The organism is Exiguobacterium sp. s59 (assembly GCF_018617475.1).
Taxonomy (GTDB): Bacteria; Bacillota; Bacilli; order Exiguobacteriales; family Exiguobacteriaceae; genus Exiguobacterium; species Exiguobacterium aestuarii.
The window spans coordinates 161,385-173,012 of record NZ_JACSKG010000004.1 but is presented as its reverse complement, the minus strand read 5'-3'; the positions used below and the strand labels follow the sequence as shown (position 1 = coordinate 173,012).

The following is an 11,628-nucleotide window of genomic DNA, read 5'->3' as shown; positions in this document are numbered from 1 at the left end:
AGTGAATTGAATGATAATTTCAAATTTTAATAAATATGCAAAGAATGAAAAGACCACACTTCCATGAGCAGAGAGTGTGGTCGATGAGTGATTACGCTGTCTTTTGTTTTGCTTCCGTTGCCTGGACATGACGTCCGAGTTGCCAGTAAATGATGCCAGATAGGCAACTTGCGCCGCCGATCAAAATCAGTGCGATATGCCCGGCACGATTGTCGAAAAAGACACTTGCGATGATTGGTGCCGTCACACCGCCAATTAGCCATTGAACACTTGCAGCCCCATTATAGGCACCGCGCATATTCTCTGGCGCAATCAAGGCGATGAACGTCTGTTGAACAGGCGACATAATCATCTCGCCAAGAGTGTAAAACGCATAGACTGCGAGTAAGATTCCAACGAGTGGAAGGTAAGGAACATCAAGTGCGTACAAAGCTCTAGGGACGACGGCGAGTAAAATCATCCCGATTCCGAAGACGGTCGCTCCGGCAAGCATGACTTTCCCAAACGGTTTATTCCCGAGCTTCGAAGCGATTGGAAACTGGAAGAGGACGACCATGATTCCGTTAAGTGCCAACAGGTATGGGAATGGGTTCTGTTGTGCGGTGTATGTCGGGAGCGACTCTTTCAAAAAGAGCGGTAACATGCTCTCGACGACCGAGAATCCCATTGATATGAATATACCCGCAAAGATGAAGATCAGAAACACGCGGTCATTATAAAATACGCGCAACACTTCCCGGTTGCTCGGGGTCTCATCTTCTGTGAACTCCGGCAATGATTCGCGAATGAAGTAGCCGAGTGCGAGGGCATAAAGACCGAAGATGAACGCCGCTGCAAAGAAAATCAGCTCGCGGTCGATGAACAGTACCGCACTCCCGAGGAGAGGTCCAAACGCAGCACCGATGTTATGCCCCATCCGTAATAGGCCGAATGCTTCGTTCATATGCTCGGGTTCTGTGACGTCAGCAACCATCGCACTAGCAGCGGGATGGAATAGTGAGTTAGTCAAACCGAGCATCGCATTTAGTAACAATAATGGCCAAAACGAATCCGCGAACGCAAAACCGATGAGGGCAAGCGCGTCACCGATGATGGCAATCATCATGATCGGTTTTCGCCCATAGAGATCGGCGAGTCGGCCGCCAATCATCGAGCCGAGGAGCGCCATGATTGGTCCAGTCGCCATAATGATTCCGACTTGAAGGTAGCTATCTAACTGGTCGCTATAATAAAGGACTAAGAATGGGGCGATCATGAACATCATGATTCCCGTAATCGTCTCCCCTAAGAAACGAATCCAAATATTGCGGTCAAGCCGTTTGAGTGATTGAAACATACAGGTCACCTGCTTTATTTAATTTTAGACACAAAAGGGACGTCATATGCATAAAGGCATACGACGTCCCACGTTGTTTATGCATGCCTCGATAGGCAGGCGTCTTAGATCTGTTTCAATCGAAGAGGTGCCTGCCAATCAGTATGAACTTGAGTGAATGGTTTCGAAGATACTACTGACATGGGAACCTCTCCTTTCTGTTAATTGTGTTCTTCTCTTCAACTGTATGACACATTTCATGAATATGTCAACAGATTCATGAAGAGATTTAAAGTAACTCATTCAAATTTTTACGATTCAAACGATAGTCAATGAGTCTAGACAAGACGACTTGAATCATCGCGGTGATAGGGACACTCACGAACATGCCGACGAGACCGAACAGGCTGCCCCCGATAATGATGGACGTGATGACCCAAAATGGCGTGATCCCGACACTGTCACCAAGAATTTTCGGACCGAGCCACAATCCATCGAATTGTTGCAACAAGAAGATGAACAAGAGCACCAATACGGCGGTGAACGGGTCATAGAAGTATGTGATGATGAACGCAGGAATCATCCCAAGTAGTGGACCGACATACGGGATGAAGTTGAGGACGCCGACGATGACACCAAGGAGTAGCGCATATGGCGCCCCGATGATCAAAAGTCCGATGACAGCCAGGACACCGATGATGAGACAGTCAAGTGACTTTCCGATGATGTATCGTTTAAAAATATAATCCATCTCCTGAAAGATATCGATGGTCGTCTTTGCAGTACCGACGGGTAATAGCGCGTAGAGAAGGCGCTTGAACATACGAGCGAAGACTTCCTTGTCTTTCAAGAGATAAATTGAGATGACAATCCCAATCAAGAAGTTGATCAATGTCATCGTAAAACTTGAGACATAACCGACAGACGAGAGGACGGCTGTTTCGACCCATCCCGAGTAGCGGTCTTCGAAGCGCGCAAAATCAATCGCCTGGGCGATGGTTGCGTTATAGTCTTTCAAGTAATTGTTTACATCACCAAGAAACGCATCGATTTGACGGATATAGACCGGTAACTCTTCGATAAGTGATGAAAGACTCGAGTAAATCCGTGGGAACAAGGTGACGACCGAGATCGCTAAAATCCCGATAAACGTGATATAGACGATGAGCAGACCTTGATACCGCTTCAAATGGAACCGTTCCTCTATATAAGAGAGTACGGTGTTGAGTAGTAAAGCGATGGCAATCCCCATGATAATCGGGGTCAGTAACTGAAACGTGTACTGCAAAACACGTGAGATGGTATCCGGTTCACTGATGACACGCCATAAGACGAGTAAAATCAGACCGATCACACTGAGTTTCCAAATAAGTTGACGATTAAGCTCCAATGCTCTATCCCCTCATACAAATATAATTTTTCTACCCTTTTACTATGAATGTTTTTTGAAAAGGATTCAATAGATGTTCACCTTGAAAAAAATGTTTGACACCGTTGGAAATGTCTGGTTAACTTAGGGACATACTAAAATTACATAGCGAATAACACTTTCTATCAAGAGAAGCGGAGGGACTGGCCCGATGAAGCTTCAGCAACAGATTGCAAAATACTGTGCTAATTCCAGCAAGGTGACCTTGAGAGATGGGAAGGTGGTTGACTAGATACTTCTGTATTGAGCACCCCTTTCCTCAGAAAGGGGTGTTTTTTCGTATCAGGAGGAAGAATCATGGCAGACAGACGTTCACAATTATTAAAATCTTTACCAACCCAACACTTCGTCGGATTAGCAGAAGAGGTCGCGGCGGTAGAAGCTAGTGGAAAGACCGTTATCCGGCTCGGGCAAGGGACGCCCGACTTACCGACTCCCGCTCCAATCTGTGAGGCGCTCGAACGTGCCATCACGGACCCGTCGACACACCAATACGGTCCGTTTCGCGGACAGGCGCGCTTAAAAGAAGCGGTCGCATCATTTTATTCTCGGGAATATGGTGTCGAACTCGACCCGGAACGGGAAGTCGCTATCTTGATTGGCAGTAAATCTGGTCTGATCACACTCCCACAATGCCTCCTCGAACCGGGTGACGGCATCCTACTGCCGAACCCAGGGTATCCGGACTATATCTCGGGTGCACGTTTTGCTGGTGCCGAGATCATCGATTTGACGTTAAAAGAAGAAAACGGCTTCCTTCCGGACTATTCGACACTCGATCCGCTTCACGCTCGACTCATGTATTTGAACTATCCGAGCAATCCGACGGGTGCTGTCGCAACACCGGCATTTTTTGAGGACACCGTCGCATTCGCCAAACAACATGATGTGATGGTCGTCCATGACTTTGCGTATGGAAGCATCGGGTTCGATGGTCACGTTCCTCCGAGTTTCCTTCAAGCCGAAGGGGCGAAAGAAATCGGAATCGAAGTCTATACAATGTCGAAAGCATTCAATATGTCAGGATGGCGTGTCGCGTTCGCGGTCGGGAATGCTGACATTATCGAGGCAATCAACACCTATCAAGACCACGTCCATGTATCTGTCTTCTCTGCCATTCAAGAGGCGGCCATCGTGGCGCTCGAGTCACCTCGCGAACTCCGTGACGACCTCGCGTCGCTTTATGAAACAAGACGAAACCGACTGATTGACGGATTACGCCGTGCCGGGTGGGACATTGAGGCGCCGAAGGGTTCCTTCTTTGTATGGGCGAAAGTGCCTGAGGGAGATGCAAAGTCTTTCTCGACAAAGTTACTCCACGAGGCGGGCGTCGCCGTCACACCAGGCTATTTCTTCGGAACAGAGGGGGAGCGCTACATCCGATTCGGTCTCGTATCGTCTGAACAGAAGATTGATGAAGCGGTAGAGCGGATCGAGAAATTGTTCGCGGCTTATGAGGAGGTTCATCTATGATTCGTCAGGCGGTACTTGAGTACGATCATTCGAAAGACGCACTTGAGAATCTTCCCGCGCGTATCGGGAAGCGGGAGGCGCTTGTCTTGAGAGGGAAGAGCGGGTATAGCAAGGCGGTGCGCGTGTCGCCTCGCCTTGCGGATCTCCCGAGCGTACGATTTACTGGAGAATGTTCAGACGAGGAAGTTGAACGGTTGAACGGTTATCGACCTGACGTATGGATTGCCGTTGGTGGCGGCAAATTGATTGATACAGCAAAACGAATCGCGGCTTCTCAGAGCGTACCGCTCATTGTCGTCCCAACACTCGTGTCAAACTGTGCCGCCTTCACACCGCTTAGCGTCATCTACACTGAGGAGGGGTCATATATCCGTTACGACACATTTCCGGTCGTCATCGAGCGCGTCATCGCGGATGAACGACTGTTACGTGATTCACCTTACGACTATTTCAAGGCTGGCGTGATCGATACGGTCGCAAAGTGGTACGAGGCCCGATATATTAGCGGAACGACATCAAGGGATGCAGGCATTCAGTCAGGGCTATCGCTCGCGGCACAGTGTGGCAAGTTGATGGACCTGTCGATCCGCGAACAGGATTTCCGTCGCTACGGCACGGACATCCGATATATCGTCGATCACGTCCTCGCAATCGGTGGTGCGGTCGGTGGGTTTGGAGATGCCGGCACACGTGTTGCTGTCGCGCATGCCGTTCATAATGCGCTCAGTCGCTTTGACTCGACTCATCATTGGCTACACGGGGATAAGGTGGGGTTCGGATTGGTGGTTCAAGAGCGACTGGTAGCATCAGAGGACACCGTAATTCTCGAGAACTGGCTTCAATCCATCGGTGCACCAACTTCACTTGCGCAACTTGGTATTCGTTTTGATCAAATCGATGAATTGGTCACATTGATTCGTAAAGAAATCAAGATTCAAGGATTTCGTGATTTCGATGATTTAGAACGGTTAAAAGAAATTCTCATAAATCTTCAAGAAGTGGTTTACAAATAATGCTTTTATCAGTAATATAATAACAAAATAATAGAACCGATTGCTTATCAAGAGTGGTGGAGGGACTGGCCCGATGAAACCCGGCAACCAGATCAGTATGATCATGGTGCTAATTCCAACAGACGAGACGTCTGGGAGATGAGCGTGTCCGACTTTCACTTGTCGTGCCCGCCGCTCTTCGTGAGTAGCGGGCTTTCATTTGGAGGAGGAAATATTCATGAACATCAAACAAAAAACACTTTTGGCAGGTACATCATTTCTTGCAGCAATCGCACTTTCCGCGTGTGGACAATCCGAGGCGAGCGAGACGCTCAGCACGGAAGAACTGACGATCGGAGTGACCGGTGGCCCACACGAGCAGATTGCAGAGAAAGTGCAAGAACTCGCGAAAGAGGACGGGCTTGAAATCGACATTAAAGTATTCAATGATTACAACACACCGAACACTGCTCTCGACGAAGGCAGTCTCGACGTGAACAGTTATCAGACGCTCTCGTTCTTAGAACTTCAAAAATCAGATAAAGGCTACAAGATTGACGACGTATTCAAAACGGTCGCCTTCCCGATGGGGCTGTATTCTGAGAAGTTGAAGGATATCAAGGATTTAAAAGAAGGGGATAAAGTGGCTGTACCGAATGACCCGGCGAACGAACTTCGAGCGCTCCGTCTATACGAGACGGCTGGTCTCATCACATTGAAAGAAGGTCTGACGGATAAGGCGACGAAACGGGATATCGCCGAGAATCCACTCAACCTTGAATTTATCGAACTTGAAGCCTCACAGCTCCCGACACAGCTTCCGGAAGTGGCGCTTGCAGCAATCAATACGAACTTCGCTATGGGAGCTGGCCTTTCAATCAACGAAGACGCGCTTTTCCACGAAGACACGGTCGATAACCCGTACCCGAACTATGTCGTTGTCCGTTCAGCTAACAAAGAAGATGAAGTTGTCGAGACGTTGAAATCATACTACCATTCGGATGAAGTACGTACTTTCATCGAAGAAGAATTCAATGGTTCTGTCGTACCAGCGTTCTAAGGAGGGATTCGATGATTGAACTGAAACACATCACAAAGCAATTTCACGTCAATGGAGATACGATTACCGCGCTCGACGACGTCTCCCTCACAATCGAAAAGGGGGAGATTTTCGGCATCATCGGTCGAAGCGGTGCCGGTAAGAGCACACTCATCCGGATGATCAATCTATTGGAACGACCGACGACAGGTGTCGTTGAGATTGAGGGACAAGACATTACACAATTAAAGAAAAAAGAACTCTCTTCGCTACGTCAGCGAATCGGGATGATCTTTCAACATTACAACTTATTGAAGACTGCGACCGTTGAAGAAAATGTCGCCATCCCGCTCCGCCTCGAAGGGCTCGGGAAAGGAGTCATCCGTGAACGGGTCGACCGCTACCTCGACATCGTCGGTCTATCCGAACATCGGAACCATTACCCTGAACAATTATCAGGCGGACAAAAACAGCGCGTCGCCATTGCTCGTGCGCTCGCACATGAACCGGACATCCTCCTCAGTGACGAGTCGACGAGCGCGCTTGACCCTGAGACGACGGAATCTATTTTAGAGTTATTGCTCGAGATCAACCGAAAGCTCGGTTTGACGATTTTTCTCATCACGCATGAGATGGAAGTGATTGAGCGAATTTGTGACAGGGTTGCGGTGATCGATCACGGCGAAATCATCGAGCAAGGGAATGTGTTGGATGTCTTTTCAAATCCAAGACACGAAACGACGCAACGGTTCTTGAAGACGAACCTCGACGTCCCGGAAGAAGTCGTGTCGGAATTACAGACGCGTGGTACACTCGTCCATCTATCGTTCATCGGCAGTCAGACGGAACAGGCTGTGCTCGCCCAGTTGACGAAACGATTCGGCATCCTACCGAACATCATCGGAGGCGGGATCAAGAAATTGAAAGCGGGTCTTGTCGGAAATCTGCTCGTTCACCTTGATGGCGATCACGATCAAACAGAACTTGCTGTCCGTTATTTGATGACGAGCGGCGTAAACGTAAGGGAGGTGTCGAACCATGCAACAGTTCTGGACAGACTGGGGTGACCTGATTTGGACGGGGACGATTCAAACGTTGACGATGACAAGTATCGCGCTCCTTATCTCGACCTTGATCGGACTTCCGCTCGGGACGTTGCTCGTACTGACGAGACCGAACGGGCGTCTCGCGAACCGATTCGTTTATGGTGGATTGTCGAGCGTCATCAACGTCATCCGCTCGATTCCATTCATCATTCTATTGTTTTTCATCTTACCGTTCACACGGTTCATCATGGGCACGACCATCGGGGTACAAGGTGTGCTACTACCACTCATCGTCTTCACTGCGCCGTATATCGCTCGTCTCATGGAGTCTGCTCTTCTTGAAGTCGATCGCGGGGTCATCGAGGCATATGAGGCGATGGGGATCTCGACGAGAAAGATTATCTGGTACGTCCTCATTCGAGAGGCACGCTCTTCCATCGTTCTCGGATTGACGATCGCAACGATCGGTCTGATTGGCGCGACGGCCATGGCCGGTCTCGTCGGAGCCGGTGGGCTTGGAGATATCGCGTATCAATACGGGCACCTTCGTTTCGAACCAGAAGTCATGTATGTGACGATTTTTGTCCTGATCCTTCTCGTTCAATCGATCCAGTCATTCGGAAACCGATTGGCAGCCAAACTAAAACGAGCCTAAAAAAGAATCGTGTCGCTTTAGCGACACGATTTATGCGTTGTGGAGCAAGCGTTTTAATTCAGCGATTCGGTCATTTCGAGGAATAAACGTCCGAATCTCCTTTTCACTGAAACCTACTTGGATGCGATGATGGTCAAAGACGATAGGGCTTTTCAAAATTTGAGGGTTTGATGCGACAAAACTATATAGTTCACGAATCGACATCTCATCGAGTTTCTCTGCCGCTTGCTTATACACACTCTTTTGTACCGACAACAAGTCGGTCGTCCCATTCTCAGTCAGACTCAACATTTCTTTAAATTCACCAAAGGATAGGCCTTGGTCTGTCAATTTCTTTTCGATGAAGGGAATCTTTTGTTCCCGCAACCAATCAATCGTTTTTCTGGAAGAACTGCAGCTCGTATGCGTGAATACCGTGACCGTCACGACAACCACTTCTCCTTTACATCAGTTTGGTTCTAACTATTATCTCTCTTTATACGGTACGAACCGTGATTATGTTTCAAATCACATACAGTTTCTTTTTGATTGAAGACGACTTCGGACGGGTACAGGTTTCAAGAGCAACCACATAAGGAGGAATGAAGATGTTTGACTATACTGTACAGTCTGACCGTACCGTGGATGACGTCATCGACCGTCTAGGTGAAACGTTGAAAGCAGAATCGTTTGGCGTGCTATGGGATTTTGATTTGAGTGAAACGTTAGAGAAAAAGGGTCAAGCAATCGATGGGAAGTATCGCATCCTAGAAGTATGCAACCCGAAGGCGGCGAAAGAAGTGCTGTCGCAACATCTAGAAGGAGGTTACTTCCTTCCATGTAAAATCGCCGTGTTTGAAAAAGACAATCATACACATATTGGCATGCCTAAACCGACCACATTGATTCGTCTCATTGACGATGAATCGTTACAGGCCATCGCGGCAGACGTCGAATCTAGACTTCAACGTGCGATCGACCACTGTAAATAACTGAAGTACCATCCGCTCATGAAACTTGGGCGGATTTTTTTCGTATAGGACAGTTAGATAATGGTAAAATTGGAATATGATCAAAAGTGGAGGGATTGTATGTTCAAACGTGGTATGACAATCTTACTTGGCGCGTCCTTGTTAAGCGCATGTGGAGCATCTGACATAGAAGTCATTCAACTAGATTACATCGAGAAACAATGGAATGTCGAGAGTTATACGAAAGAAGGAGAAATCGTTCAAATCGACGAGACGAAAGAAGTACTCATGGCGTGTGAGGGTGAACGTACGACTGAACTAAAGGGAGATATCACTGTGTATCAGACAGTGTTTGCTGGGCGAAAGGGAGTCGTTCCATACATGGATCCGTACTCGATGAAGGTGGTTACCTATTTAGAGGGGGATGAACGATATGCGGTTTGTCGCGAAAGCTACACAAATCAGTTCGTAGCGCAAAAGATTGATTCATTCCCAACTTTCGTGAATACGAACGAAGGAATTGAAGTTCAACACTTACCAAGAGTCGAACAGGCGGCTACGATGGAACAGAATAACTTACTGAAGGCGGATTTTGCGGAGATTGATGGAAATAGAATCACGCCATTCTTACATACATTACTTGAAATTCAACCAGCTCTTTTTGGAGAACTCGAAATAGAACTTGGCGACAAGACGACCAGACATCCAATCGTTCAATTTGAACCGAGAGGAATCGAGATGCCTACTCCGCAGTTCGCCATCGGATATGATGAGAAAACGCTTCAGCCATATACCCTTTACTCATTTGATCGTCAATATTTCATGCAACGCTCTTTCAAATTTGCAGATATGGATGATTACGAGTCGATGGAAAATCAAGGATTTGAGGAGTTAAGCGTGGATACCATTGTCGAACCCGGAGAGTTAAAGGAAGGAGAAGCGGTTCCCTTATATTCATTCCACTACATAAAAGATGGCGAACCCGTGACTGAAACAATGACGATGCGCTATATTTCTGGAACTTTACTAAAGGAAGGCGAAGAACCTGCCTCTATTTATGAGGATTGGATGCATGATTCAGAAAAAAGACCGAGAGTCGTTGCGCACCGTAAACCGTTTGACGAGAATGCACTCACTTATCCTGATTTTATCGACATCTCGACGGAAGAATCTGAACAAGTCATGGAAGTATTAAAGGAGGCAGAACCGGTCGGCCGTAAAGGTGAGCCTGCAGACTATCGATACTTGACGTTGACGGAAGGATGGAAAGGGCAAGAATTTGAAATTAGCTATAAACAGCGGTCAAAAAAACTTGATATCTATCTGACAGATCCGCTTCGGGATCAGACGTTTAAACTATCGAGCAAAGGAGCGGAAGTGTTCTTGGATATTTTCCCGGAGTACAAAGAGTCATGATGAAACGAATGCTATTCACGTTATGTGCAGTTGGAATTTTATCGGGTTGTGGTGGGGAAGAAGTAAGTGTCGTCAAACTTGAGCATATGCCAGCGCAATGGGATGTACGAGACATGAACTCGAACAGCTTTGATATCGGGCCGGAGACGTGGGCGAGCGATTTACTCCATGCATGTACCGATGACCCGATTCCCCAAATCAATGAAGACGTCACGGTCTATCATTCGTATGCATTGAACCGAAAAGCCATGATTTCGGACTACGATGCACATGCCTATAAGTTAGTGACGTATGTAAAAGGAGAGCAGAACTATGCCATTTGTCAGGATGGTTTTTCTCCAAAGATGAGAGTCGGACTGATTGAGGAACTCCCTTCGTTTGTTCAAGCATCAAAAGGCGTCACCATCCCAACCGTCCCGAATATCGGGATTGCAACGATGGAGCAAGAAGAGAGTGTGAAGGGAAGCGATTATTCCGATATATTCGAAGTCCCTGTCCATCTAGTTGACGGAACGATGATTCAAGTGACCCCTTCCTTGAATGGAAGCATCACATTAACCATCGGAGAAGACGAAGGCATCTTTCCGCTCTCCATCATTGAACCTTACAACGCGCAAATGGGAGTTGTGACGATTGCACTCGGATACGACGAGAAATCCCAAAAGGCTTATTTTTTCGCAGAGTCCGAAGGTGGATTACTTTCCTACGACCCGGTTGTCACGATGACCGAAACCGATTATTTTCAACCAAAGCAATTTGAAGGGTTACAGGTTGAGCGGGTATTGCAGGCAGACTCGCTCGAACCTGGAGTCGAGACACCGCTCTACACATTCTCTTTTGTGGAGAACGGAAAACGTGTGACGAAAGACGTCCGTCTTACCTACACGGAACGCGAATTTGCGACGGCTAAATCGATCGAAGCAGACATCGAATCGAATCCTGCCGTACCAAGTGGTCCATTCGTTTTCGTCCATAAGACCCCTTTAAACGGAAAGGCAACGATTGATTATCCGAACGTGTTGCGCGCTGCAGGAATTGACATGTCTGATTTGATGGACGCAATCGATGGGGCAGAACCTGTCAATCGTGCGGGAGATGTGGAAGAGTATTCACTTCTTACCGTCATCGACGGATGGGTCGGTCAGGAGTTTCAAATAAGTTTTAAGAAGCGCTCGAAAAAAGTGGACGTGTATCTAACCGATGCCAAGCGGAATCAGACGTTTAAATTGACGAGCGCAGGTGCAGAAACGTTCTTCAGCTATTTTCCAGACTTGAAAGAGTAAAGGTGCCTATTGGCGCCTTTTCATTTGGTA

At 47.6% G+C, this 11,628-nt stretch carries 11 protein-coding genes and 2 riboswitches; of the genes, 8 read left to right on the top strand and 3 right to left on the bottom strand.

The annotated features are described in order from the left end of the window. Positions 1-91 precede the first annotated feature (91 nt). Complete coding sequence (locus tag KNO91_RS09020) at positions 92-1,336, bottom strand: MDR family MFS transporter (protein ID WP_214817653.1); 1,245 nt, start codon at positions 1,334-1,336, stop codon at positions 92-94. Positions 1,337-1,604: 268 nt separating this feature from the next. Beyond that, positions 1,605-2,705: an AI-2E family transporter gene (locus tag KNO91_RS09015; RefSeq protein WP_214692476.1), complete on the bottom strand. Its 1,101-nt coding sequence runs from the start codon at positions 2,703-2,705 to the stop codon at positions 1,605-1,607. Between the two features lie 158 nt (positions 2,706-2,863). After that, positions 2,864-2,963, top strand: a riboswitch (SAM riboswitch). A 78-nt stretch (positions 2,964-3,041) separates the two neighbouring features. On the opposite strand from KNO91_RS09015, the gene KNO91_RS09010 reads away from it, so the two are divergent. The 5 genes from KNO91_RS09010 to KNO91_RS08990 all read left to right on the top strand — a co-directional run bounded on the left by KNO91_RS09010 (position 3,042) and on the right by KNO91_RS08990 (position 7,949). Beyond that, complete coding sequence (locus KNO91_RS09010; protein WP_214817652.1) at positions 3,042-4,217, top strand: aminotransferase class I/II-fold pyridoxal phosphate-dependent enzyme; 1,176 nt, start codon at positions 3,042-3,044, stop codon at positions 4,215-4,217. Next, positions 4,214-5,230: an iron-containing alcohol dehydrogenase gene (locus KNO91_RS09005; protein WP_214817651.1), complete on the top strand. Its 1,017-nt coding sequence runs from the start codon at positions 4,214-4,216 to the stop codon at positions 5,228-5,230. Before KNO91_RS09010 ends, KNO91_RS09005 begins: the two co-directional genes overlap by 4 nt. 41 nt (positions 5,231-5,271) lie before the next feature. Continuing rightward, positions 5,272-5,375, top strand: a riboswitch (SAM riboswitch). Positions 5,376-5,447: 72 nt separating this feature from the next. Beyond that, on the top strand, positions 5,448-6,269 hold the full coding sequence (locus KNO91_RS09000; protein ID WP_214794947.1) for a MetQ/NlpA family ABC transporter substrate-binding protein: 822 nt from the start codon (positions 5,448-5,450) through the stop codon (positions 6,267-6,269). A gap of 11 nt (positions 6,270-6,280) precedes the next feature. Then, positions 6,281-7,315, top strand: coding sequence for a methionine ABC transporter ATP-binding protein (locus tag KNO91_RS08995; protein WP_214817650.1), 1,035 nt, complete (start codon positions 6,281-6,283; stop codon positions 7,313-7,315). Then, positions 7,287-7,949, top strand: coding sequence for a methionine ABC transporter permease (locus tag KNO91_RS08990; protein ID WP_214794951.1), 663 nt, complete (start codon positions 7,287-7,289; stop codon positions 7,947-7,949). Before KNO91_RS08995 ends, KNO91_RS08990 begins: the two co-directional genes overlap by 29 nt. Positions 7,950-7,979: 30 nt before the next feature. Here the strand turns inward: KNO91_RS08990 and KNO91_RS08985 are convergent, their stop codons facing one another. Beyond that, positions 7,980-8,375 carry a Spx/MgsR family RNA polymerase-binding regulatory protein gene (locus tag KNO91_RS08985; protein WP_214692466.1) on the bottom strand — a complete coding sequence of 132 codons (396 nt, stop codon included), beginning with the start codon at positions 8,373-8,375 and terminating at the stop codon, positions 7,980-7,982. A 161-nt stretch (positions 8,376-8,536) separates the two neighbouring features. Here KNO91_RS08985 and KNO91_RS08980 point away from each other — a divergent pair, with 161 nt between their 5' ends. From KNO91_RS08980 to KNO91_RS08970, 3 genes are all read left to right on the top strand, one after another. After that, entirely contained in the window at positions 8,537-8,920 is a 384-nt protein-coding gene (locus KNO91_RS08980) for a DUF302 domain-containing protein (RefSeq protein ID WP_214817648.1), read from the top strand. Positions 8,921-9,019: 99 nt separating this feature from the next. After that, a complete protein-coding gene (locus KNO91_RS08975; protein WP_214817646.1) occupies positions 9,020-10,315 on the top strand; it encodes a hypothetical protein in 1,296 nt (431 codons plus the stop codon). Further along, a complete protein-coding gene (locus tag KNO91_RS08970) occupies positions 10,312-11,598 on the top strand; it encodes a hypothetical protein (RefSeq protein WP_214817644.1) in 1,287 nt (428 codons plus the stop codon). The genes KNO91_RS08975 and KNO91_RS08970 overlap by 4 nt, the downstream gene beginning before the upstream one ends. The last annotated feature ends 30 nt before the right edge of the window (positions 11,599-11,628 follow it).

Coding starts and splice junctions, on each gene's coding strand:
- KNO91_RS09020 (WP_214817653.1), bottom strand. CDS start 1,336: ATGTTTCAATCACTCAAACGGCTTGACCGCAATATTTGGATTCGTTTC.
- KNO91_RS09005 (WP_214817651.1), top strand. CDS start 4,214: ATGATTCGTCAGGCGGTACTTGAGTACGATCATTCGAAAGACGCACTT.
- KNO91_RS09000 (WP_214794947.1), top strand. CDS start 5,448: ATGAACATCAAACAAAAAACACTTTTGGCAGGTACATCATTTCTTGCA.
- KNO91_RS08980 (WP_214817648.1), top strand. CDS start 8,537: ATGTTTGACTATACTGTACAGTCTGACCGTACCGTGGATGACGTCATC.
- KNO91_RS08975 (WP_214817646.1), top strand. CDS start 9,020: ATGTTCAAACGTGGTATGACAATCTTACTTGGCGCGTCCTTGTTAAGC.
- KNO91_RS09010 (WP_214817652.1), top strand. CDS start 3,042: ATGGCAGACAGACGTTCACAATTATTAAAATCTTTACCAACCCAACAC.
- KNO91_RS08990 (WP_214794951.1), top strand. CDS start 7,287: ATGCAACAGTTCTGGACAGACTGGGGTGACCTGATTTGGACGGGGACG.
- KNO91_RS08970 (WP_214817644.1), top strand. CDS start 10,312: ATGATGAAACGAATGCTATTCACGTTATGTGCAGTTGGAATTTTATCG.
- KNO91_RS08995 (WP_214817650.1), top strand. CDS start 6,281: ATGATTGAACTGAAACACATCACAAAGCAATTTCACGTCAATGGAGAT.